This is a genomic window from Salinigranum rubrum (genome assembly GCF_002906575.1).
In the GTDB taxonomy this organism is placed as follows: domain Archaea; phylum Halobacteriota; class Halobacteria; order Halobacteriales; family Haloferacaceae; genus Salinigranum; species Salinigranum rubrum.
Genome location: NZ_CP026309.1, coordinates 512,389 through 534,812 on the forward strand (window position 1 = coordinate 512,389; position 22,424 = coordinate 534,812).

At 67.4% G+C, this 22,424-nt stretch carries 21 protein-coding genes and 1 pseudogene; 5 read left to right on the forward strand and 17 right to left on the reverse strand.

Annotation, left to right across the window (positions count from 1 at the left end; all coding sequences use genetic code 11):
* The first annotated feature begins 433 nt into the window (after positions 1–433).
* On the forward strand, positions 434–976 hold the full coding sequence (locus C2R22_RS02505; protein WP_103424243.1) for a hypothetical protein: 543 nt from the start codon (positions 434–436) through the stop codon (positions 974–976).
* 301 nt (positions 977–1,277) lie between these two features.
* On the opposite strand, the gene C2R22_RS02510 is transcribed toward C2R22_RS02505, so the two are convergent.
* The 13 genes from C2R22_RS02510 to C2R22_RS02570 form a co-directional block, all read right to left on the reverse strand.
* On the reverse strand, positions 1,278–1,544 hold the full coding sequence (locus C2R22_RS02510) for a hypothetical protein (RefSeq protein WP_103424245.1): 267 nt from the start codon (positions 1,542–1,544) through the stop codon (positions 1,278–1,280).
* Positions 1,545–1,546: 2 nt separating this feature from the next.
* Positions 1,547–2,770, reverse strand: a complete 1,224-nt coding sequence (locus C2R22_RS02515) for an ABC transporter substrate-binding protein (protein ID WP_103424247.1) — start codon at positions 2,768–2,770, stop codon at positions 1,547–1,549.
* Positions 2,771–2,859: 89 nt separating this feature from the next.
* Complete coding sequence (locus C2R22_RS02520) at positions 2,860–4,092, reverse strand: ABC transporter substrate-binding protein (RefSeq protein WP_103424249.1); 1,233 nt, start codon at positions 4,090–4,092, stop codon at positions 2,860–2,862.
* Positions 4,093–4,094: 2 nt separating this feature from the next.
* Complete coding sequence (locus C2R22_RS02525; protein ID WP_103424251.1) at positions 4,095–5,339, reverse strand: ABC transporter substrate-binding protein; 1,245 nt, start codon at positions 5,337–5,339, stop codon at positions 4,095–4,097.
* Between the two features lie 50 nt (positions 5,340–5,389).
* Positions 5,390–7,297 (reverse strand): ABC transporter ATP-binding protein, encoded by a 1,908-nt coding sequence (locus tag C2R22_RS02530; protein ID WP_103424253.1) that lies wholly within the window; start codon positions 7,295–7,297, stop codon positions 5,390–5,392.
* On the reverse strand, positions 7,294–8,220 hold the full coding sequence (locus tag C2R22_RS02535; protein WP_103424255.1) for an ABC transporter ATP-binding protein: 927 nt from the start codon (positions 8,218–8,220) through the stop codon (positions 7,294–7,296). Before C2R22_RS02535 ends, C2R22_RS02530 begins: the two co-directional genes overlap by 4 nt.
* Complete coding sequence (locus C2R22_RS02540; RefSeq protein WP_103424257.1) at positions 8,220–9,335, reverse strand: FecCD family ABC transporter permease; 1,116 nt, start codon at positions 9,333–9,335, stop codon at positions 8,220–8,222. Before C2R22_RS02540 ends, C2R22_RS02535 begins: the two co-directional genes overlap by 1 nt.
* A 1-nt stretch (position 9,336) precedes the next feature.
* Positions 9,337–10,317 (reverse strand): FAD-dependent oxidoreductase, encoded by a 981-nt coding sequence (locus C2R22_RS02545; protein WP_103424259.1) that lies wholly within the window; start codon positions 10,315–10,317, stop codon positions 9,337–9,339.
* A gap of 2 nt (positions 10,318–10,319) precedes the next feature.
* Positions 10,320–11,504, reverse strand: a complete 1,185-nt coding sequence (locus C2R22_RS02550) for an ABC transporter substrate-binding protein (RefSeq protein ID WP_103424261.1) — start codon at positions 11,502–11,504, stop codon at positions 10,320–10,322.
* A 104-nt stretch (positions 11,505–11,608) separates the two neighbouring features.
* Positions 11,609–11,980: a Cdc6/Cdc18 family protein gene (locus C2R22_RS02555; RefSeq protein ID WP_103424263.1), complete on the reverse strand. Its 372-nt coding sequence runs from the start codon at positions 11,978–11,980 to the stop codon at positions 11,609–11,611.
* Between the two features lie 369 nt (positions 11,981–12,349).
* Positions 12,350–13,846 carry a 4-alpha-glucanotransferase gene (malQ, locus tag C2R22_RS02560; protein ID WP_103424265.1) on the reverse strand — a complete coding sequence of 499 codons (1,497 nt, stop codon included), beginning with the start codon at positions 13,844–13,846 and terminating at the stop codon, positions 12,350–12,352.
* Between the two features lie 56 nt (positions 13,847–13,902).
* Positions 13,903–14,604 carry an SDR family oxidoreductase gene (locus tag C2R22_RS02565; RefSeq protein WP_103424267.1) on the reverse strand — a complete coding sequence of 234 codons (702 nt, stop codon included), beginning with the start codon at positions 14,602–14,604 and terminating at the stop codon, positions 13,903–13,905.
* Positions 14,605–14,662: 58 nt separating this feature from the next.
* Complete coding sequence (locus C2R22_RS02570) at positions 14,663–15,559, reverse strand: CBS domain-containing protein (protein WP_103424268.1); 897 nt, start codon at positions 15,557–15,559, stop codon at positions 14,663–14,665.
* A 187-nt stretch (positions 15,560–15,746) separates the two neighbouring features.
* On the opposite strand from C2R22_RS02570, the gene C2R22_RS02575 reads away from it, so the two are divergent.
* Complete coding sequence (locus C2R22_RS02575; RefSeq protein WP_103424270.1) at positions 15,747–15,998, forward strand: DUF7511 domain-containing protein; 252 nt, start codon at positions 15,747–15,749, stop codon at positions 15,996–15,998.
* A gap of 7 nt (positions 15,999–16,005) precedes the next feature.
* Here C2R22_RS02575 and C2R22_RS02580 read toward each other — a convergent pair whose 3' ends face one another.
* Entirely contained in the window at positions 16,006–16,443 is a 438-nt protein-coding gene (locus tag C2R22_RS02580; protein WP_103424272.1) for a CopG family ribbon-helix-helix protein, read from the reverse strand.
* A 270-nt stretch (positions 16,444–16,713) separates the two neighbouring features.
* On the opposite strand from C2R22_RS02580, the pseudogene C2R22_RS27325 reads away from it, so the two are divergent.
* The 3 genes and pseudogenes from C2R22_RS27325 to C2R22_RS02595 form a co-directional block, all read left to right on the forward strand.
* Positions 16,714–17,310, forward strand: a pseudogene (locus C2R22_RS27325) (CNNM domain-containing protein); the annotation flags it as partial.
* 176 nt (positions 17,311–17,486) lie between these two features.
* Positions 17,487–18,230 (forward strand): transporter associated domain-containing protein, encoded by a 744-nt coding sequence (locus tag C2R22_RS02590; RefSeq protein ID WP_245902860.1) that lies wholly within the window; start codon positions 17,487–17,489, stop codon positions 18,228–18,230.
* Between the two features lie 109 nt (positions 18,231–18,339).
* Positions 18,340–18,747: a phosphate-starvation-inducible PsiE family protein gene (locus tag C2R22_RS02595; RefSeq protein ID WP_103427541.1), complete on the forward strand. Its 408-nt coding sequence runs from the start codon at positions 18,340–18,342 to the stop codon at positions 18,745–18,747.
* Between the two features lie 288 nt (positions 18,748–19,035).
* Here C2R22_RS02595 and C2R22_RS02600 read toward each other — a convergent pair whose 3' ends face one another.
* The 3 genes from C2R22_RS02600 to fer form a co-directional block, all read right to left on the reverse strand.
* The gene (locus tag C2R22_RS02600) at positions 19,036–20,442 is read right to left on the reverse strand and encodes a dihydrolipoyl dehydrogenase family protein (protein ID WP_103424276.1); all 1,407 of its coding nucleotides are present in this window, start codon (positions 20,440–20,442) and stop codon (positions 19,036–19,038) included.
* A 105-nt stretch (positions 20,443–20,547) separates the two neighbouring features.
* Entirely contained in the window at positions 20,548–21,507 is a 960-nt protein-coding gene (gene kdgK1, locus C2R22_RS02605; protein ID WP_103424278.1) for a bifunctional 2-dehydro-3-deoxygluconokinase/2-dehydro-3-deoxygalactonokinase, read from the reverse strand.
* 71 nt (positions 21,508–21,578) lie between these two features.
* The gene (gene fer / locus C2R22_RS26825) at positions 21,579–22,319 is read right to left on the reverse strand and encodes a ferredoxin Fer (protein ID WP_103424280.1); all 741 of its coding nucleotides are present in this window, start codon (positions 22,317–22,319) and stop codon (positions 21,579–21,581) included.
* Positions 22,320–22,424: the final 105 nt, after the last annotated feature.

The following is a 22,424-nucleotide window of genomic DNA, read 5'->3' on the forward strand; positions in this document are numbered from 1 at the left end:
GACAGAGAGCTATTCAGCGCCAGCAGTTCCTATGACACCGATGACGGACTACCGTACGGAGAGAGAATCGTATCGGCCTGTCCCCATAGGGCCCATGATTCCTGCGAACGTCAGCGAGCGGTGAAATCTGTACCGCGGCGCGGTTCGAAGGTCCATACAGCCGGAAGCGGAACGGGCAAAGGCCGACGACACCAAGACCCTCGCGCATGAGCGGCGTTCCCGCGGGAGTGCTGACCGCTTCGGCGACGACTGCGACCTCGCTGACCACGACTGCCGGCGGTTCTCGGGCAGTCGCCCCGTTCGGTGACTCCCCGCCCCGGACCTCGCCTCGCACGTTCGTGAGGCGAGTCGCCAGTCCCCTCTCGACGGACCGAGCGGAACGCTCGATGACGAGACCGGCCGTGTCGCCGTCGACGGGGACGCCAGCCAACGCATGAACACGAAAACACTCGTCCTCGGAGCCGTAGCGCTCGTGCTCGTCGGATGCGTCGGTCTCCTCCTGGGCGGGTTCGGCCCGGCACCTGCCGCCGACAGCGACGACACCGGGTCGTTCCCGACGGAGACGCCGGACCGAACGCCCAGCGGCGAGCAGGGCGGATCAGCGTCGGACGCGACGGCCACGGCGACACCGCTGCCACCGTTCGCCTTCACCGTCGACGGGACCGAAGAGTGCGGCCGCACCTGTCGCGACGTGACGTCGACGGTGACGAACCAGCAGGAGACGACCGCCGAGGACGTCACCGTCTACACGCGTGTCTACGCCGGCAGAGGAACCGATGGGGGCGTGATCTGGGAGGGGCGAGAGCGCGTCGGGACGCTCGACGCCGGTGCGTCCTACACCGCGACCAGGCGCGTCGAACTCTCCTTCACCGACGCCATCGCGATCCAGCAGAACGGCGGGTGGGTGACGGTCCAGACGACCGTCCGGACCGCCGACCGGACGCTGACGCTCACCGACCAACGACAGGTGGGCTGATTCCCCCCGTGACAGCGGTACGCAGTTCGTTCGAGACGGCGAGGACGCCCCCGCCAAGCGGCGGACCGCGTAGCGTCTCCTCCGTGGATGGGACGGCCCACTACTCGACGACGCTCGGGCCGCCCTGGTGCTCCGAATCGCGCTTCCCGTCGTCGGCCCCGGAACCCGCCGCTGGACGTCCCGACGAGTCCGGTTGCGAGCGCCATCGCGCCGGTCGCCACCAGGTCGCGTCTGCTCGGGTGCCTCGGTTCGAAGCCGGTCTAACAATTAACGAGTCCACCGGTGTTTCGGTGGCCTACACTCAGCGACGTACTCGCACCGGCGACTCGGCGCTGATGAACGGTTCGGTCCCCTCGCTTTCGGCGAAGGCCACCCCGGTGTCCGTCCGGCGCACCGTCCACTCGGGGACCGTTGGGATGCCGTACTCCTCGGGGTCGTGATAGAGCGAGGCGATGGCCCACCTCCGAGCCCCCATCCGGGACGCCGTGTCGCGCTTCGAGCGACGATTCGACCGCGTCGGTTGCTCTCGACCGCCGCGCGTTCGGGATGTGGGGTCCTCGTCGCGCATCGTCAGAACTCCCCCGTGACGATGTCCGCAACCCGTCGACGGTCGAACAACCGCTCGTCACTCGTTACCTCTCCGAACACCTCGGGGTACAGTTGCTGTGCGCCACGCTCGGTCAAGAACAGGTTCTGAATCGGTCCCTGAAAGAGGTAGCCACCGCGGTAGACCCGGCCGTTCTCCACGGCCGTCAGTTCGCTCGCGACCGGGTGTTCTCGCATGTACCGAAGCACCGTCTCGCGGAACTCGGTCGCGGACTTGCGCTCGTGCGCCCGGAGCATGATCACGTCGGGGTCGACTTCCAGCATCGTCTCGTAGTCGATTCGACCCCTGTCGGTGGTGCTCAAGCCTTCGACGCCGGTTCCCGCGAGCGCGTCGCTCACGCCGAGGTCGCGCCACTGCTTCTTGCTCGTCCCCTGGTCGTTGAGACGGTACGGCGAGAACTCCTCCGGTTCGTCGCTCCCCTCGTAGACCAAGAGGACGTTCGGGCGTTCGTCCGCGGGCGGCAACCGTGTCTGGACCGAGGCGATGAACTCGTCGTGGAGCGATTCGAACGCCCGGTAGCGTTCGGTTTCGTCGAACACCGCCGCGACCTTCTCGAACGCCTCGTACAGCGTGTAGTAGCGGTAGTCGTGCCACGCGTCCTCGCGGCGGAAGATGAGGTTCCCGAAGAACGGGCCGACGTTCGTCGCGATCTCCGCGACGTCCTCCTCGCTCCAGTCGAACCAGTTGACGAGCATCCGGGGGTCCATGACGTGGACGTCGTTGTCGAGTTCGTAGAACACCTCCTTCGACATGTCCGCGTTCCCCAGGTCGTTCGATTCGAGGATGTCACGGTCGACGTCTACGCCCGGCAACTCGTCGTAGACGGAGGTGTAGTAGCGACCGGCGCTGCCGATACCCGTCATGCCGTCGCCCTTGCCGAGCGCGACGCCCATGTCGGCGTAGCCGCCGTCGTAGGCGACCCACCGCTCGGGCACCGCGTCGAACTCGACTGCTCCCATCGGCGCCATCGACACCGAGTAGGAGGTGTTTTGGGTCTCCGTCTCGGTCGCCGACGCTGTCGGTTCCGGCGTCGTCTCCGTCGGCGCTCGCGTCGTCGTGGCTTCCCCGGCCGACTCTGCGTCGCCGCTCCCCACACATCCGGCGAGGAGGCCGCCTCCGACCACGGCACCGTACCGGAGGTAGTCCCGTCGCGTCGAGGCTGTGGTGTCGTCCGTTTCGTCTCTCATACGATTTAGGCTCGCCTAAACCGTTATAGCTGCTTCGAATTTTAGGCGGGCCTAAATAGACGGACAGGGAGGGGCCTCTCCTGGGAGGGTCAGACCATCCCGTTGATGACATCCGCGACCCGTTCGCGCTCGAACAGCCGTTCGTCCTCGGGTAGCTCCGGATACGGTCCCCCCTCGTAGGTCGGCCACTCGCCGAACCGCTCGGGGTAGAGCTGTTTGGCCGTCATCTCCAACTGGAACAGGTTGAGGATCGGTCCCTGGTAGCGCGCTCCCTGCGCGTACACCCGGCCGTTCCGGACCGCCGACAGTCGGCTCCCGACGGAGTGGTCTTCGAGGGTCTCTCTGACTGCCGTCACGTCCATCGACGGCGACATGCCACCCAGCACGAAAATCACGTCCGGGTCCGCCTCCAGCATCGCCTCCATGTCGATCTTGACACCCGAGTCGACGTCGGAGCCGAGCGCCTCTCTGGCCCCCAGTGGCCTGATGTGCGCGTTCAGGAACCCGGGACTCTCGGTCTTGTACACCCAGGGGTTCGTGATATCGCTCGCGCCCGCCATCAGGGCGGTGGGGCGTTCCCCCGCGTCGGGTAGGTCGGCTTCGATGGTCGCGAGGACGTCCGCGCGAACCGCCGCGAGCGCCTCGTAGCGGGCTTCCTCCCGGAACACGCTGGCCACCCGCTCGAACATCTCCCAGAGGTCGTAGTACTCGTACGCCTCCGCCCACTCTGCGGGTGGTTCCTGGTGCGTGTCGCTGTAGCAGTTCCCGAACCAGGGGCCGAGGTTCTCGTCCACCTCTCGAACGTCGCCCATGTCCCACTTGTCGAGCGCGAATATCCCCGCCGGGTCGGCGAGGTGGACGTCGCTGTCTAGCTCGTAGAGCTTCTCCTTGCTCGGCGTCCACGAGGAGTACAGCCCCTTCCAGTCCACCGAGACGCCGTCGAGGCGGGGCGTGAACTGGTTCCAGAGCGCGTGGTAGTAGTCGGGGGCGTGCATCGCGTTGACGTCGTCGCCGCGCCCGAGGGCGAACGCCATCCCGGCCAGATGGGTCAATCGGGTGAAGATTCGCTCGGGGACCGTCTCGAACTCGACTGTCCCCATCGGAGCCATCCGTACCGAGTAGGACTCGTCCGCCGGCGTCGCAGTCCCGTCTCTCACCTCCGTCTCGGTCGTCGTCGTGGTCGTTTCCGTCGGTTCGGGGGAGGTGCCGGACCCGGTATCGCCCGCGCACCCGGCCAGCAGTCCGCCGCCGAGGACCGCGCCACCGTACTTGACGTACTCGCGTCGTGTCGGTGTCTCGGTCGTGCTGGTGTCGTCGCTCATGGTCAGATGTCCCCGTTGATGATGTCCGCGACCCGCTCGCGGTCGAACAGCCGTTCGCCTTCGGGCACTGACTCTCCGGGCTCTGGCGGCTGGCCGAACAGTTCGGGGTAGATCTGTTTCGCCGAGAGTTCGAGCTGGAAGAGGTTCATCAGCGGGCCTTGCAGCGCCGACCCGGTCGCGTAGAGGCGACCGTTCTCGACCGCAGTCAGTTCACTCGCAACCGGATGCTCGTCGAGCGCGAAGAACGCCTCCGTTCGCTCCCTGGGGTTGGTCCAGTCGAAGTTGTGGAGGATGACGTCGGGGTCGAATCCGAGCATCGCCTCCATGTCGTAGTCGCCCGCATCGTTGGCGTAGGTCCTGTCCCCCTGCGCGAGCGCGTCGTTCGCCCGGAGCGGACGGGTGTGGGCCTTCCCGAAACCGGGTCCGTTCAGCTGGTACGGCCCGAACGCCTCCGTATCGGGGACGTACACGACCAGGGCGACGGAAGGGCGGTCTTCCTGCGGCGGCAGTTCGGCGTAAACCGACTCGAGCATCTCGTCGCGCACTCGTTTGAGCGCCTGACTCCGGCTCTGAACCCGGTACACCTGCGCGAACTTGTCGAGGAGTTCCCACAGCGTGTAGTACTCGTACGACTCACGACACTCTTCTGGTGGCTCGCTGTGGGCCCGACTGAACCGATTGGCGAAGAACGGTCCGACGTTCTTCTCTAACTCGTCGAAGTCCGCCCGGTCCATCCCGGAGTCGAACGAGGTGAACCGACACGGGTCGATGTGGTGAACGTCGGCGTCCAGTTCGTAGAACTGTTCCTTGTCGAGCCCGCCGTCCCACATCCCCGGGAGAGCGCCTGTGTCGAACGAGACACCCGAGAGTTCGTCGTAGTAACCCGTGTAGTAGTTGTCCGGCCAGCCGAGCGAGACGATTCGCTCTTGCTGTCCGAGCGCGACCAGATGGTCCGCCCACTGCGCGTCGTAGATGACCACGTCCTCGGGGACGGACTCGAACTCGACTGTCCCCATCGGCGCCATCGTCACCGAGTACGTCTCGTCTCCGTCGGTGGTCGTGGTACCGTCCTCCGGGGTGCGAGTCGGTGTCCTCTCCTCGGAGGCGCTGGTCGGACTGTTCGTACCCTCGCCGGAGTCGCTGCCGCCGGTGCATCCGGCCAGCAGTCCGCCGCCGATGACCGCGCCTCCGTACTTGACGCAGTCGCGCCGCGTCGACGCGTCGCGCGCCGAGTCGTCTTTCGACATGGTTTTAGGCTCACCTAAAACAATATAAACGCTCCGATTATTAGGCCGGCCTAAAAATCTCTCGTCGGTCGATGGGACGCGCGCTCGACGAACTCGTCCGGGAGGTCGTCGACTTCGCCCGCTTGCACGCCCCAGAGGTTCGCGTACAGTCCGTCAGCCGCGAGCAGTTCGTCGTGCGTCCCGCGCTCGACGATCCGTCCACCTTCCAAGACGAGGATGGTGTCGGCGTCCCTGATCGTCGACAGCCGATGAGCGATGGCGATCGTCGTTCGCTCGGCTGTCAGCCGGTCGAGCGAGCGCTGGATGAGGTATTCGGTTTCGGTGTCGACGCTCGCGGTCGCCTCGTCCAACAGGACGATCGACGGGTCACGGAGGATCACCCTGGCGAGTGCGACCCGTTGACGCTGGCCGCCGGAGAGTTTGACGCCGCGCTCGCCGACTCGCGTCCCGTAGCCGTCCGAGAGGCGTTCGATGAACTCGTGAGCCTCGGCCGCTTCGGCGGCCTCGCGCACCGCCTCATCGTTCGCGTCGAACCGACCGTAGCGGATGTTCTCCGCGACGGTCCCGTCGAACAGGAACGTGTCCTGGCTCACGTAGCCGACGGACCCTCTGAGGGCCGACAGTCGGACCTCGCGCACGTCGTGGCCGTCGACTCGAACCGCACCGTCGGTCACGTCGTACAGGCGGAGGAGGAGCTTCGCCACGGTGGACTTCCCCGCGCCCGTGGGGCCGACCAGGGCGACTGTCTCGCCCGCGTCGACGGCGAAGTCGACGCCGTCGAGGACCGTCGCCCCGCCATCGTATCCGAACGTCACGTCGTCGTACTCGACCCGGCCGTCGATGTCGTCGAGCGCGACCGGGTTGGGGGCGTCCTCGATTCGGACGGGCACGTCCATCAGCCCGCAGATGCGCTTGCCGGAGGCCCGCGCGTTTTGGTACCAGTCGACGATGTTCGCCAACTGCGCCATCGGTCCGGTCAGTTGCTGGGTCAACAGCATGAAGACGACGAAGTCCCCGGTGGTGAGTTCGCCCGAGAAGAACAGCGGCGGTCCCGATAACACCCAGAGCCCTCCGAGAACGAACGTCGCTACCAGCGCCGCACCGGTGACGAGTTCCATCCCGGGCCGGTAGAAGTAGCTCAGCTTCAACACGTCCATCTGGGCGTCGAAGACGTCCCGAGAGACGCCGCGAACGCGCTCGTTCTCGTACTCCTCGGTGCCGGTCGTCTTGACCAGTTCGATGCCGCTCAGCCCGTTCTCGATCCGGGTGTTCAGGTCGCCGACCGTCTCGCGCTGATGCGTGTAGCGGGGTTCGATCACCCGCATGAACCACCACGTGAACCCGACCAACAGTGGCACTGCCCCGAGCGTCACCAGCGCGAGTTGCCGGTTCGTGTACAACAGCGCACCCGTGACACCGAAGAGGATGACGCCGATACGGACGCTGTCGCCCAGCGCGTTGTCGAAGAGGACTTCGAGATTTCCCGTGTCGTTGTTCAGGATGGAGATGATCTCGCCCGTCTCCTTGTTGTCGAAGAAGGTCATGTCCAGACGCTGCATCTTCTCGTAGGCGTCGACCCGGATCGTGTACATCACGCCGTGAGCGAAGAAGTTCATCGACACCCCACGGATCCACTGCAGGAGTGCCCCGCCGAGGAGTGCCCCACCGACGACCGCTGCCGAGAACCAGAACTGTGCGGTCGGTCCGGTCGGCAGCCACGCGGTCGGAACGAGCGGCAGCGCGTACGCACCTTCACCCGTGAACAGGGCGTCGATGGTCGTTCCGAGCACGATTGGCGTCACGAGAACCGTCCCGTACGCGAGCACGCTCGTCACGAGACCGACGACGAGCCACTTCCACTCACCGCGACCGTACGCGCGAAAAAGCCGGAACAGCGGGTGTGAGACGCGGTCGCGGTAGACGTCCAGCGCCGTCTCGAACTCGTCGGTGTCGGTCACTCCTCGTCTCCGGCTCCCCTGGAATCGTCGTCGTGTCGGGCGCGGAGCGGTTCGATCCGCGGCCCCCGGTCGGTGTGTTCCACCTCGGCGTCGATCTCGAACACCTCCGCGAGCAACTCCTGGGTCACGACCTCCTCCGGCGCCCCCCGGGCGTGAATCGTCCCGTCCTTGAGTGCGACCATGTGGTCGGCGTACCGTGCGGCCTGGTCGATGTCGTGCAGGACGAGGACGACCGTGATGTCGCTCTCGTCGCGCAGCGTCTCGACGATGTCCATCACTTCGAGCTGGTGATGGAGGTCGAGGAACGTCGTCGGTTCGTCGAGCAGCAGAACGTCGGTCTCCTGTGCCAGTGCCATCGCGATCCACACCAGCTGTTTCTGTCCCCCGCTGAGACTCCCGACTTCGCGGTCACGGAGGTGCTCGACGCCCGCGAGCGATATCGCCCGGTCGATGGCCTCGCGGTCGGTCTCGGAGAGCCCGTCGAAGAACCCGCGGTGGGGGTAGCGGCCGTGTTCGACCAGTTTCTCGACGGAGATACTCCCGGGGGAGGTGTTCTCCTGGGAGAGGAGCCCGAGCTTTCGGGCGATTTTCTTCGCTCCGAGCGTACTGATGTCCGTGCCGTCGAGGCGGACCGTCCCCGCGTCGAGTCCGAGCTGGTCGGCGAGTCCCTTCAACAGCGTGCTCTTCCCGCTCCCGTTGGGCCCGACGAGCGCGGTCACCGCCCCCGGCGGCACCCGGAGCGACTCGCCGTCGATCACCGGCGCGGACGTCGACGGGTAGCTGATGACGAGCTCCTCGCCCACGAACTCGCTCGCGGAGCTGTCGGTGTCCTCGGTCGGCCGACGGTCGTCTCGGGCCGCCCGCTCCCGTTCGACCGCCGACCCGGCTCCGCCGTCCGGTCGTGTCGTCCGCTCGTCGGTCATCAGATCTCACCCATCTTGTCCTGCTTGCGCATCAGGTAGAGGAAGTACGGCCCCCCCACGAGCCCGGTGACGATGCCGACCGGAATCTGGACGGGACTCAACGCGAGGCGGGCGCCGACGTCGGCGGCGACCATGAGCGCCGGCCCGGCGAACACGCAGCCGACGACGAGCTTTCTGTAGTCGCTGCCGACGATGTTGCGGACCATGTGCGGGACGATGAGGCCGACGAAACCGACGATGCCCGCGACGGCGATACTCGCGGCCGCGGCGAGGACCGCCACGCCCGAGAGGGCGAACCGGACCTTCTCGACGCTCATCCCGAGCGACTTCGCCGTGTTCTCACCGAGCAGAAGCACGTTCAACTGCCGCGAACTGACGAGCGCGAGCAGCATCGCGACGGCCGTCCACGGGAGCGCCATCCGGACCTGCTCCCAGTCGGTCCCCGTCAGCGATCCGGTCGTCCACGCGATGGCGCTCTGGACGACGCCGATGTCGTCGGCGAAGAAGAACAGCGCCGTCTGGAGGCTGCCGAAGACGGTCCCGACGATCACGCCGGCGAGGACGAGTCTGACGGGCGAGGTGCCGTTCTTCCAGGCGATGGCGTAGACGACCAGGAAGGCGATGGCCCCACCGATGGAGGCGATCAGCGGGAGGAACGCCGACAGCCCCGAGAACACCACGAGCGTGAGGAGAATCATCAACCCGGCACCCGACGAGACGCCGAGGATGAACGGGCTGGCGAGTTCGTTCCGCGTGACGGCTTGGAAGATCGCTCCCGAAACAGCGAGGTTCATCCCCACGAGCACGGCGACGAGCACGCGCGGGAGGCGGATGTTCCAGACGATGAGGCTCCGTCTGTTCATTTCCGGAACTCCCCCGCCGAACAGGAACGCCTCCCACGCCTGCGGGTTCAGGACGACCTCCGGGTTCACCACCGCCTGCCACGCCTCGACGACCGTCATGGAGAACGCGCCGAAGCTCACCTGTACGAGTCCGCCGAGAACGACGACGGCGAGGCTCCCGACGCACAGCGTGAGAAGCGAGCCGTCGAGCCAGCCGAACCAGCCTTCGCGAGACGACCCCGTCGCCGTCCCCGTCGTGGGCTCGCCGGCCATGTCAGCGGCTCGCTCCCGTGTGTCCGTCCGCGTGTTCGCTCGTCCCGTTGGCCGGTACGCCGCTTTCGACCCCGCCGCTCGCGTTCTCGTCTCCGCCGCCGGACTCGATTTCCCGTGCCCGCTGAACGACGAGGTCGTCGTCGACGTGGTCGAGCAGTCGGCGCTGACCGCGCTCTCGTCGTCGGTCGATCCGGGCGCTCGAGAGGTACATCCCGCGTCGTCGGTCGATGTCGCGCTCGCGGACCGCCTCCCACCGGTCGTCGTCGACGCCGTCCGGTCGCTTGGCGTCGTACCACTCGCGCCACCGGTCGCGGTCGTCCCACTCGCTGTCGAGCGTGGCCTCCCGACGCAGCCAGTCGTAGTGGGGCGCGACGGCGTCGGGGACGCCCCGTGTGCGACGGACGTCGCGGACGACGGCGAGGCCGACGCGCGCCCCGCGGCCGGCGGCCACGATGGCCTGTCGGTCGGTCTCCTCGGACGGAGAGGCGACGTACAGCCCCTCGAACGGCGTCGTCCCGTCTGACTCGGGATAGGTGCGGTCGAACCGTTCGTTCGTCCCGCCGCCGCTCGTCTCGAACATCTCCTCGTCGCCGAGCGGTCGGAGGTACTCGCCGTCGTACCGGGTCGCCGCGACGACGCGGCGGGTCGTGACGCGCCTCCCTTCCTCGGTTTCGACGACGAACCCCCTGTCCGAGCGCGACACCGCGTCGACGAGGTCTGAAACGAGTTCGCCGCCGGCTTCCCGGACGTGGTCGTGCATCAGGCCGTACAGCGTCTCGACGTCGATGCCGGCGGGGAACCCGAGGTAGTTCTCCAGGTGGGCACACCGCTGGATGGACGAGCGTCCCCGGTCGAAGACGACGGTGTCGAGTCCGTACCGGGCGGTGAAGACGGCGGTAGAACAGCCCGCCGGGCCACCACCGACGACGACCACGTCGTACTCGGTTTCGGTCCGGACGTCGGACGTGGCCCCGTCTCTCATCCTCAGACCTCCCCGGCGACGACGGCCGCGACGCGTTCGCGGTCGAACAGGTCCTCCTCGACGTCGTACAGTTCTCGGGCGAGTCGCTCCGTGCCGACGAGGTTCGTGATCGGACCCTGGTACAGCGGGCCGGCGCGGTAGACGTCCCCGTTCTGGACGGCGGTGAGTTCGCTCGCGACGCCGTGGTCCTCCATGTACGCGACGACCGTTTCCTCGAACTCGGCCCGCGTCTTCGCCTCCTGGCCGCGGATGAGCAGCGTCTCGGGGTCGACCTCCAGGAGCGTCTCGTAGTCGATGGCGCCGCGGTTGCTGTAGAAGTCCTTGACGTCGGTCGCCGCGAGCGCGTCGTTCACCTTCAGGTCCCGGAGGTGCTTGAAGCTCGTTCCCTCGTCGATGACGTACGGGTAGAACTCCTCGGGCTCGTCGCCGCCGGCCCAGACGACCGCCGCCGACGGGCGCTCGCCCTCGGCGGGAACGGCGGACGCGAGGCTGGTCTGGAACTCCTCGTGGAGCGACGCGAACGCCTCGTATCTGTCCTCCCGCTGGAACACCTGTGCGAGCTTCCCGAACGCCTCGTACAGCGTGTAGTACTCGTAGTCGTGCCAGGCGTAGCCGCGCGAGAAGATGCTGTTCCCGAAGAACGGCCCGACCTGCTCGGCGATCTCGTCGATGTCCGACTCCGCCCACTGTCCTCGGTTCAGGAGGAAGTTCGGGTCCGCCACGTGGACGTCGGCGTCGAGTTCGTAGAACTGTTCCTTGCCGACGCCACCCTCACCCCACAGCTCGCGAATCCCGCTCGCGTCGACGCTCACGCCCGGTATCTCGTCGTAGTACCGCGTGTGGTACCGGCTCGGGAGCCAGACGCCCTTCGGCGGTTCGAGACCCAGCGCGACACCCATGTCCGCCCAGCTCCCGTTGTTCGCGACCCACGTCTCGGGAACGGCCTCGAACTCGACGCGGCCGACGGGCGCCATCTCCACCGCGTACGTGGTGTTCTCGGTCGTGGACTGAGCGGTCGTCGTTGCCGTCGACGTCGCGGTCGCGGTCGCGGTCGACTGCGCGTCCGTCGACGACGTGTTCGTTCCGGTGTCCCCGCTACAGCCGGCGAGCGCGCCGGTGACGAGCGCCGCACCGGTCGTGAGAAGCGTTCGGCGTGTCGGACGTGGAGGGTTCGAACCGTTCGTCATGCCTTTTTGGCTCGCCTAAACGTTGAAACCCCTTTCGGTTTTTCGGTGAGCCTAAAAACCGTGACGTTCGTCCGACGGGTCGGTGTGTCCCGACGCCGTATCGGTTAGCCGTGGGTGGCCTCGACGCGCTCGACGAGCGTCGTCAGCCGGTCGTCGTCTTCGAGCGTCTCACACAGCGCGTCGCCCCCCATCGGGAGGACGTACGCGGGGCGGCCCTTCCCGACCGCGGAGGTGTCGCCGACGTCGCCCCGTTCGACGAGGCCGGCGTCCTCGAGTTCGTTGAGCGCGCGGGCGACGTCGGCCTCCGAGAGACTCCCGACGACGTCGCCGTCGACGTCCGCGAGGTTGTCGATACAGACGCTCACGATCTCGCCCGCGTGTGCGGGCACCTCGTCGCGGCCACCCAGTTCGGCGACCCCGAGCAGGACCACGCGGTGTGTGAGCGTCGTTGCCTCCACGTCGGTGAGTTCGCTCATAGCCCCTACGTTACCCAGACGTGACAAAACGGTTGTGGGTTCTCCGTTTCGCGTTCGACGCGTGGCCGTACCGAGCGATGGGATGTGTGTAAAGGGGCGGCCATCGAGTGAGAATCAGACCGCGACCGCGTCGCGTCTCGCGCGGCCGTGGAATCCGGCCGTCTCGCGGATGAGGACGCACCGAACTGCCGCTCCGTACACACACTCTCATAGCTCGGTCTCGGGCGAACGCTCAAATACGAACAGGATGCCACTCCGCGGCGTGACCTGACCGCCAGCACACGGTGGGACGCGGCCGTCCGGCACGACGCCGTGTGGCGCGAGCGTGCCGGCTGTTCGCCCCTTTCGGTCCTTCCCGGGTTTCTGCTGTCAGCGGTTCGCGTCGCGTGTCGCCTCGGCCAGCCAGCCGGCGGCAGCGTCGGTCAACTGCTCCTCCCGGACGCGCCACGCCCAGTTGCCCGCCGTCGTCCCGGGAACGTTGAACCGCGCCTCGTTCCCGCGTCCGAGCACGTCCTGTATCTGCGCCAGCGCGAGGTTCGCCTCCGAACCCCACACCGCCTCGATACACGTCTCGTGGACCGTCTCGGCAGCGACGGGCCCATCGAAGTACGCCTCGAAGCACGCCCGCTGCTCGTCGGACAGCGACTCGTACGCTCCACGGGCGGTCTCGGAGTCGTGCGTCGAGGTGTAGGCGACGGTGTCCGCCGTGTACCGGTGCGGCTTGTGCGGGTGGTCCTCCTCGCACCAGTCGACGAACGGGAGGAGCTTCAGCGACGCCAGTCCGTACCGGGTTCGAAGGTCGTCGACCGCGTCGGTCGGGTGGCCGATGTCCTCGGCGAACGCGCGCGCCGAGAGGTCGCCGAACTCGCGGCTGAGCGCATCGAAGAACGCCTCGCTCGGCACGTCGCGCCACTCGCCCACGTTCGGGTCCGACTCGTCGGCGGGAATCGCCCAGTACCGCTCTAATCCCCGGAAGTGGTCGATTCGGACGATGTCACACTGCGCGAACAGCCGTTCGAGTCGCGAGCGCCACCACGCGAACCCCGTCCGCTCTAGCGCTTCCCAGTCGAACAACGGCATCCCCCACCGCTGAGCCGAGAACACCTCGTCGGGCGCGTCGGGGACCCCGGCGACCGCCGTCGGCTGTCCCTCCTCGTCGAGTTGGAACACGTCCCGGTTGGCCCACACGTCCGCGCTGTCTCCCGCGACGTAGATGGGAACGTCGCCGACGAGAGACACGTCGTGCTGGGTTGCGTAGGATCGGAGCGCCGACCACTGCTGGTCGAAACAGAACTGACAGAACTCGCGGAAGGCGATTTCGCCGGACAGTCGTCCGCGGGCCGCCCCGAGCGCGTCCGGATCGCGGTCCCGCTCGCCCCGTGGCCACTCGGTCCATGCAGCGCTGTCGTGGTCGCGTTTGAGCGCCCGGAACAGTGCGTAGTCGTCCAGCCAGTCGTTCGACTCGCGGAAGGTCGTGAACGCCTTCCGTTCCACGGCCGTCGCCCGCTCCTCGAAGCCGTCGTGGGCACGACGGAGGTGCGTCTCGACGTGGTCCGTGACCCGTTCGTACTCGACGCATTCGTCGTCGAACGGTTCTCCTTCTACCCTCTCGAGCCACCCCCGCTCGCGGAGGTCAGCGAGGTCGACGAACAGCGGGTTACCCGCGACGGCCGACAGCGCCGAGTACGGCGAGTTGCCGTAGTCGACGGTCGTGGGCCCGATGGGACAGAACTGCCACAGCGACTGGTCGGCGCGAGCGAGGAAGTCGACGAACCGTCTCGCGGGCGCCCCGAGGCTCCCGATGCCCTGCGGTCCCGGAAGCGAGGCGACGTGACAGAAGACGCCGCTCTGACGGTCGAGTGTCATGACCGATGTGAGTGCGGCGGGGACCAAGAACTCGTGGGTCGGAACCCCTCGTCCGTTCAGGCCTCGCCGTACACCGGCACCGCCGCCCCGCTCGTTACCCCCGAGGCGTCGCTACAGAGGAAGCAGATGACTTCGGCGATTTCCTGTGGCGTCGGCCACGAGTCGTGGTCGGCGTCGGGCATCATCTCGCGGTTCGCCGGCGTGTCGATGACGCTCGGCATGATCGCGTTCGCACGGACCTCACCACGATTCTCCTCGGCGATGCTCTCGGTGATGAGGCGGACGCCCGCCTTCGACGCGCGGTAGACGCTGTCGCCCTCTCCTCCTTCGAGCGACGACCGCGCGGAGACGGAGACGACCGCGCCCGCTGCCGACTCTCGCAGGTGCGGGAGCGCGTGCTTCGACGCGAGGAACATCGTCTTGAGGTTGACGTCGAAGAGGAAGTCGAACGTCTCGACGTCGGTCTCGTCGACCGGCGTCCCGCCCTGCCAGGTCCCGGCGATGTTGACGAGCGCGTCGACGCCGCCGTGGGTTTCGACGACCGCCTCGACCGTTTCGGCGACGTCGTCCTCGTCGGTGAAGTCCCCCTGGTAGTACGTCACCCCGTCGGGCAGGTCGACGTCGTCGGGGTCTACGATGTCCGCGGCGGCGACGGTCGCTCCGCCGTCGACGAACGCCTCGACGACGCCGCCACCGAGCGCCCCGCCCGCGCCGGTCACCAGTACTGCCTGCCCCTCGAAGTCATACGTGACTGACATACATCCAGGAGAGGGAGGGGACGGGATAAATGGTTGGGCCGTGTGCGACCGGACCCTGTCACTCCCGCTCGGTCTCGTCGCTCCCGTCGACCAGCACGACGGCTTCGCCCTCGACGACGGGTTCGCCGTCGTCCCCGTTCACGACCGTCCGGAGGCGGAACCGGCCGCCGCCGAGCGCGTCGACGACTTCACAGACGGCAGTCACGCGCTCGCCGACCTCCACGGGACCGACGAACCGGACGCTCTGTGAGAGATAGATGACGAGGCCGGGGAGACGAGCGAGCGCCGCGCTCACGACGCCGAGCGTGAGGACGCCGTGGGCGATACGGGTGCCGAACCGCGTCGTTCCCGCGTAGTCGTCGTCGAGGTGCAGCGGGTTCTCGTCGCCCGATGCGCGGGCGAAGGCCCGGACGTCACCGTCGTCGAGTCGCTTCGAGAACCGAACGACGTCGCCGACGTCGATGCCGGGCGTGGCGCGGTCCTCGTACGCGTACTCCCCGCTGCTCCGCGTCGTCACGTCCGACAGCGACAGCCCCGGCAGGTAGTACGACAGTTCGCGCACGGAGACGACGCCGACCAGCGCGCCGTCGTCGAGGACGGGTGCCTGGTCGATGCCCTGTTCGCGGAGCGCTTTCGCGGCCGTCTCGATGCCGTCATCGGCGTCCACAGTGACGACCGGCGCGGACAGGCAGTCGGCAACCGTCGTCCCCTCCAGCGATCGGCCGGCGACGACCAGCGCGAGGACGTCCGAGTCCGTGACGATACCGACCGGCGTCCCCGCCTCGTCGACGACGAGAACCGAGCCGACGTCGGCCTCGTGGAGACGGCGGACCACCGTCCGCGCCGACGCCGACGGTGTGACGGTTTCGACGTCCCGCCGCATCACTTCGCGCACGGTGACGTCGAACAGGGTCGGCCGTCCGGTCCCCGCGGGGTCGTCAGCGTCTGACGGCATGACTCTCTCTTCCACACGGGCTCACTTAATCCGTTTCGCCGTGCGGGCGCTGCCTCCCTGCCTCCCTCGACCCCCGTCGCGCCCGTGTGCGCTGGTACTCCGTCACGTGCTCCCGTCCGGGATTCGGTCCGTCGATAGAAAAGTACATCAACGACCATGAGTAACATCCGACCCGAGGAATCTACACATGACTGACACGAACGACTGCGACACCGACGCCGTGGGGAAAGGTCGGGACGCAGCCCCGTTCGGTCTCGATCTCGGGCCCGAACCCGACGCGGACGCCGAGACACACGTCTGTGGGCACCTCGAAGAGTACGACGACGCCCCGGACGAGTACACTATCTTCCCGCGGGTCGCCTCCGAGGAACTCCCGCGGACGACGGCATGGCTGACCGCACAGGAAGGGTCGTACCTCTCACTCGACGAGTACCGGTGAGCCGCGCTCAGTGGTCGTGGTCAGGGTCGGGAACCGAGACGAACTCGTCGACGGGCATCACCGAGTAGTCGACGCTTAGGGTGTCCTTCGTCGCCCGGATACGGCCGACGAACGTCGAGATCTCGTCCAACCGCCCTTCGAGGACGAACAGTTCCATACAGAAGTGGCCACCGACGTGGCTGTGGATGTTCGAGGCGACCAGTCCCTCGTACTCGTGGCGGATGTGCATCATCCGCTCTTCGACGCTCGTCGTCTCGTAGTCGAAGATGACCGTCACGACGGCCATCAGTTCGCGGTCCTCGAGTCGTCGGTCCTCGAACTCGCCGAGCAGGTTCCGTGACGCCTCGCGGATGACCTCGCTCCGCCCGGTGTAGCCGTGTTCGTCGGCGAAGCTGTCGATTCGTTCGAGTAGCTCCTCGGGCATCGAGACGCTGACAACGGTCATGTATTAAACCAGTCCCTTGTGAATATTAAGGATTAGCATTCTATCGACCGTTCCCCGCCCGTCGTGCCGCGGTTCGACCGTCTCCATCCACAGGAACTAACCGCTCGTCCGACCATCCACGGCTATGACTCTCCTCGGACCACACGACCGCTCGTCGGAGTTCACTCGGCCCCCCGCGACGCTCCGGCGCCACCGACCGCTCCGACCACCTGATCGGGTGATCTGCCGATGACGGGCGTCGTCCCCGCGGCGATGGCCGGTCTGTTGACGATGACCTCGCTGACACGGGCGGCGAGCCTGATCACACGAGCGGCGTTCCCCGCACAGACGGCGAACGACAGCGTCATCACCCCTCTCACGGTCGTCCTCGGTGCCGTCGTCATCGTCGTCCTGCTCGGCGTGAGCGCCTTCTTCTCCGGGAGCGAAATCGCCATCTTCTCGCTGGAGCGCCACCAGCTCTCGGCTCTCTTAGAGACCGACGAGGACGTCGACCCGCGCGCCGTGGTGCTCCAGCGCCTCCGCGAGGACCCCCACCGCCTTCTCGTCACTATCCTCGTCGGGAACAACATGGTGAACATCGCGATGGCGAGCATCGCCTCCGTCCTCCTGGCGGCGACGCTCTCACCCGAGTTAGCCATCGTCGCGACGACGCTCGGCATGAGCGCGCTCGTCCTCCTCTTCGGCGAGATAACGCCCAAATCGTACGGTGTCGCCAACGCCGAACGCCTCGCGCTGCGGGTGGCTGGTCCCATCCGAATCGTCGAGCGCGTGCTCTTCCCGCTCGTCTTCTGCTTCGAGGTCGCCTCCCGCGGTCTCAATCGACTCACCGGAGGGGGAAACGACATCGAACGCCCCTACGTCACCCGCGAGGAGATCGAGGCGCTCCTCAAGACCGGCGAACGCGTCGGCGCCATCGACGAGGCCGAACACGAGATGGTCGAGGGCGTCTTCGAACTCAGTTCGACCACGGCACGGGAGGTGATGGTCCCGCGCGTCAACCTCATCGCGGTCGACGTCGAGACCCCCTCGACGAGGTCATCGAAGTGTGTGCGACGAACCGGCTCACCCGCGTCCCCGTCTACCAGGGCACGCTCGACCACGTCGTCGGCATCGCCGACATCCGCGACGTCGAACGCGCCATCCGCGAGGGGAAGACGCTCGACGACGTCCTCCTCCCCAGCCTTCAGGTCCCCGAGGGGAGAGAGATCGACGACCTCCTCGCCGAGATGCAAGCCGAGCGCGTCACGATGGTCATCGTCCGCGACGAGTTCGGCGAGACCGAGGGCATCCTCACCGTCGAGGACATCCTCGAAGAGATCGTCGGCGAGATATTCGAGGTCGGCGAGGAACGGTTCATCCGTCCCACGACCGACGGCCTCGTGGTCAAAGGCGAGGTGACTGTGGGGGAGGTGAACGACGCGCTCGGCGTCGACCTCACCACCGAAGGGGAGTTCGAGACCGTCGCCGGCCTCATCAACGCCGAACTCGGTCGCATCGGCGACGTGGGCGACCGCGTCGTCGTCGCCGACGTCGCCCTCGACGTCGAGCGCGTCGACGGCCACCGCATCCGACGGGTTCGCGTCCGTCCGATGGTCGGGGAGTCGTCCGAGGGCGAAGCGGAGGCGATGGCTGTCGACGAGGACGCACCCGGAGAGCCCGACCACGGCTCGGGCTCGGGAGCCGACGACGACCACAGTTCGAGAGCTGACGACGACGGTGACGACGCTCACGTGGACTCCACCACGGACGTGGACGCGGAGACGGACCCCGAGTCCGACGAGCGCTAACGACACGCGGGTCGGGGCCCGGGCTGCCACAACCCGTTTGACGGTTCGGTCCTTCGCTCACCTCGTGTCGCTCGAAATCGAGTCGCTCGCCGCCCACTCGGAGCGCGTGATGCGGTGGCTGGAGATGGGTGCCGCGTACTTCCTCGTGGCGCTCTTCGCCATCGGCGTCTTCGACCTGGGACTGTCGCTGTACGAACTGCTCGTCTCGGGACGATTCACCGACCCCAACGCCGTCATCGACCTCATCGACACCGTCCTCCTCTTGCTCATCATCGTCGAGGTGTTCCAGACGGTCGTCGCGTTCAGCCGGAACGAACCGGTGATTCGGATCGTCATCAACGCCGCGCTCATCGCCATCGCGCGGAAGGTCATCAGCTACCGCCCCGACGAGTACGCCTCCGTCGACGACGCGTTCGTCGCGGCGGGGTCGTTCGCGCTCCTGCTCGCCGTCCTCATCGCGGCGTTCCTCGTCGTCCGCCGCGTCGACCTCGACCCCCTCGAACCCGAGGTCGATTGAGCCCGGATTGCGCGTTCGGTGTGCGGACGGCTCGAACGAGGGGGACGTGACTGGACTGACGTCGAGACACGCGGAAAGAGCGAGCGAGTGAACGCACGAGGTCTTCATCGAGGGGACCAAGTGCAGGCTCGAAGCGACGAAGTCGCTTCGGTGGGTGAGGCTGGGCTCCACCGCGTCCGTGTGCCATACCGCCTTCCAGAACTCATCGACCGTCTGGGCGACGACTCCTCACGCGTTCGCCGCTGCACACACTTGGCCTCGACGCTCACGCCCCGACGAGTCGACCCATCACGACTCTCGCAGTTCAGCCTTCGCCTGCCGAAACAGCCCGTCCAGAATCTCCGGCGTCGTCGGGTGGTACGCCCGGTCGGGTATCTCGTGGACGTCCAGTTCCATCTCCACCGCCATCTGCATCGTCTTCGCCATCACGTCCGCGTGGTAGTGCAGCCCCTGATACCCCAGGACGGTCCCGTCCGTCCCCACGACGAGCGTCGCCAGCCCTCTCGGAGTCGCCTTCGTCTTGAACACCCCGTCGTCGCTGGCGCGCCGGGTGACCGCGACGTGGTCGAGTCCCGCCTCGACGGCCGACGCCACCGAGTGGCCCACCCGGGCGTAGGGGTAGACGCCCCCCGCCGAGAAGACGACGTGGTGGTGGACGTTCTCGTACTCCACCAGCTTCTCGCCCGCCGCGTGCGCGAGGATGTTGTCGGCGGCGACGAACCCCTGTTCCTTTGCGACGTGGAGGATTGGCTCCTTCCCGTTGACGTCGCCGACGACGAACGTGTGTGCGAGGTCGCGGGCCTGCATCGTGTCGTGGACCCACTCGCCATCGGTGTCGAGGGCGGTGTTCTCTATGCCGAGCCCCGCGAGGTCCGGCCGTCGGCCCGTGAACAGAAAGAGCGCCTCGGCCTCTCTCGTCACCGCCTCCCCGTCGTGGTCGAGGTGCATTCGGACACCCTCCCCTGCCGGTTCCACCCGCTTCTCGTACGTGTTGGTGAGAATCTCGACGCCGAACTCCTCGCGGTAGATGTCCAGGAGTTCGTCGCCGAAGTCCGGGTCGGCCTCGTCCAGCGGGCGCGCGTCGTGTTCGACCACCGTGAGGTCGACGCCGGCCTCCGCGAGATACGGCACGAGTTCGAGTCCGACGTAGCCGAACCCCATCACGATGCCCGACTCGGGGAGGTCCGTCGCGTCGAGGACGTCCGCGCTCGTGACCGGTTCGACCGCGTCGATTCCTGGAAGGTCGGGAACGTTCACCACCGAACCGGTGGCGACGACGACGTAGTCGGCCGTGAGTTCGTCGCCGCTCGGGTGGAGTCGCAGGGTGTGGTCGTCGACGAACGTCGCCCGCTCGTGGCGGAACTCCGCCCCCTCGCGCTCGGCCATGTCGTGGACCGCCGCTCGGCGGTGGCGCGCGAAGTTCTCGATGTGACCGTCCTTCGTTTCGACCACTCGGTCGAGGTCCATCTCGGGCGTGCCGATCAGTCGGTCGTCGTGACGGGTCTGGTAGCGGTGGCCCGCCGCCGAGATGACCTCTTTCGACGGCATACACCCTCTGAGGATGCAGAGCCCCCCGCCGGGCTCGCCGTCGTCGATGAGCGTCAACTGCGTGAGTTCCTCGCCGAGGTGCTCGACGAGGCGACCGGCGACGGCGGTTCCGGCACTCCCGTACGCACCGATGAGCGCGACGTGCATACCCGGCCTCCTCCGGGGAACACGAAAGCGGTTACGGCGGTCGTGCGCTTCGGTCACACGTGCCGCCCCGCGACCGCTCGCCGCGTCTCCCGATGCGAGCCGTCGTCACCGCGAAATCTCGCCGCTCTCTTCGGCGATGACGGCTTCGACCTCCGCGGGCGTCACCACGGCGAGGTCGCCGTCGATGGTCCGCTTGAGCGAGGCCGTCGCCGCCCCGTAGGTGAGACACCGCTCGATGTCGCCGCCGTCGGCGCGGGCGGTGAGGAAGCCGCCGACGAACGCGTCGCCCGTCCCGATGGCGTCGAAGGTGTCGGCCTCGAACACCGGCCGCTCGAACACCTCGCCCTCGCGGATGCCCACTGCTCCCTTGTCCCCGCGGGTGAGGACCACGGTGTCGGAGTCGAAGTCGGTCGCCAACCCGTGAGCGAGTTGGACCGCGTCGCCGTCGCGGTCGAGCACCTCGCGGACGTCGCGCTCGGCGGCGAACAGCAGGTCGACGTGGGGCAAGAGCGCCTCGTACGTCTCTCTCGCCTCGGCGGGCGACCAGAGCTTCGACCGGTAGTTCAGGTCGAACGTCGTCGTCGTCCCGCTTTGTTTCGCTACCTCGAACAGCGTGCCCGTCGTCTTCCGGACGGTCTCCGAGAGCGCCGGGGTGATGCCGCTCGTGTAGAACGTGTCGGCGTCCGCGACGACCCCCGTCGCCAGTTCCTCGGGCGTGACGGTCGTCACGGACGAGTCGGCCCGGTCGTAGACGACCTCGACCCCACGCGGGGCACCGCCGTGTTCGAGGTAGTACGTGCCGAGACGCTTCTCGTCGGACGTGTCCCACGCGACGCCCGTCCGGACGCCGTGTCCGCGGAGTTCGCGGACGATTCGCCGTCCGAGCGGGGAGTCGGGGAGCTTCGAGAGCCACACGGCGTCGAGGCCGAGGAGGGAGGCCGCGACGGCGACGTTGCTCTCGGCCCCGCCCGCCTGCACGTCGAACGAACGGGTCCGTTCGAGTCGGTCGCCGCGCGGGGGCGAGAGCCGCAACATCGTCTCGCCGAAGGTCACGAGGTCTGTCATACCCCCGGATTCGACGCTCCCGTACAAAAATTCGGGCGATTACGGTCCGGTTCGCTCCGGTTCGCCCCCGTTCAGTCGTTCGCCTGCGGCCCGTCGAACTGCCGCGGCGGGAGCCGAAGTTCGTCGAGGCCGGGCAGGTGCTTGACGTTGAAGACGACCTTTGCCTCGTCGGTGGTCGGCGCGCTGATACACGACAGGCGGATACCCTGGTCGATGAATTCGGGCGTGAGAATCTGTCCCGCCGGCATCTCCATCTCGCCTTCGACGACCGCGACGGCGCAGTTCGCGCAGGCCCCGCCGCGACACGAGTACGGCCACGTGAAGCCGCGTTCCTCTGCGGCTTCGAGCAGCGATTCCCGGGGCTTGACCAGGACGCGCCCGTAGTCCTCGGGCGCGAGGTCGGCCTCCGACGCCTTCTCGAAGAGGTCGTCGTCGTCGAGCGACCAGCCGTGGTCCGACAGCACGTCGTAGTTGAGGAACTCGACCCGCTTGCCGTCCACTCCCGCTTCGGGCTCGTCGCGCTCGTCATCGCCGTTGTCCTCGTCGCCGTCGTCCGTGTCGGCGCTCTCCGTCTTCGCCTCGCCGTTCGTGGCCGCCTCCGGGTCGGGCGTCGGCGACTCCCACCCCTCTTCGAGCATCGCGCGCTTCTCGCCCGACTTGATCCGTTCGTACGCCCGCCTGACGCGTTGAAACTCCTCCGCGGACCCGCCCTGGTCGGGATGCGTCTCCAGCACTCGTCGCCGATACGCCCTGTCGATCACCTCGTCGCTCGCGTCCGGATCGACCTGGAGAACGTCGAAGGGGGTGTCCACACGCGCTCTAGCGAACTCGGGGGCTTAACTGTTCAGATGCCAGACGCGCTTACCCGCCGCGTCTCACGCCGACACCGCGCCCCGCTGATACTGGCTCCCGTGCGC